Below are 741 nucleotides of genomic sequence, written 5' to 3'. Positions count from 1 at the left end.
TTATCAATAAACTTAAAAACAGTCTACAAAATTCTCGAGTGAGTTTTGGCATAGTATTATATTTTTGTATCAATAAACCCAGTTTGACCAGCTTCTCCTTTTGGGCCTGTTTTGGCATAGTATTATATTTTTGTATCAATAAACTGTGTAATTCATTTTTAACTTCTTTCTGTAGTTTTGGCATAGTATTATATTTTTGTATCAATAAACTTGACATTTTACTGAAATTCAAACATTTATGTTTTGGCATAGTATTATATTTTTGTATCAATAAACGAAATGTTTCGGTTTCATAACTTTTTTCATGTTTTGGCATAGTATTATATTTTTGTATCAATAAACAAGCCGGGTATTGTTGGAACTTCGTTTATAGTTTTGGCATAGTATTATATTTTGTATCAATAAACATTATAACCAATTAGCTGGTATAACCATAGGTTTTGGCATAGTATTATATTTTTGTATCAATAAACTAATGAAGATGCAAGAAGGCACCACTTTGGGTTTTGGCATAGTATTATATTTTTGTATCAATAAACATACATTTTGTAAATGCATGGCAACAGCTTGTTTTGGCATAGTATTATATTTTTGTATCAATAAACTAACTATTGATGTTGTAAGTATTGATAACTGTTTTGGCATAGTATTATATTTTTGTATCGGGAGCTAACAAAAATTAACGGTCTTAGCAGAAAGGACCGTTTTTATTATGAAAAAAATGGAAAGCAATTTGATCGA

The 741-nt window shown here is 27.5% G+C and carries 1 protein-coding gene and 1 CRISPR repeat array; the gene reads right to left on the bottom strand.

Features of this window, described 5'->3' with window-relative positions; genetic code table 4:
- Positions 1 to 42: 42 nt before the first annotated feature.
- Positions 43 to 342: direct repeats of the CRISPR family, unit length 36 nt; unit sequence GTTTTGGCATAGTATTATATTTTTGTATCAATAAAC.
- Positions 343 to 408: 66 nt separating this feature from the next.
- Complete coding sequence (locus CG473_RS04375) at positions 409 to 645, bottom strand: hypothetical protein (protein ID WP_425320039.1); 237 nt, start codon at positions 643 to 645, stop codon at positions 409 to 411.
- Positions 646 to 741 lie beyond the last annotated feature (96 nt).

Source organism: Mycoplasma testudineum (assembly GCF_002245785.1).
Lineage (GTDB): Bacteria > Bacillota_I > Bacilli_A > Mycoplasmatales > Metamycoplasmataceae > Mycoplasmopsis_B > Mycoplasmopsis_B testudinea.
The sequence above is the reverse complement of the archived record's forward strand: the minus strand, read 5'-3'. Positions and strand labels throughout refer to the sequence as shown.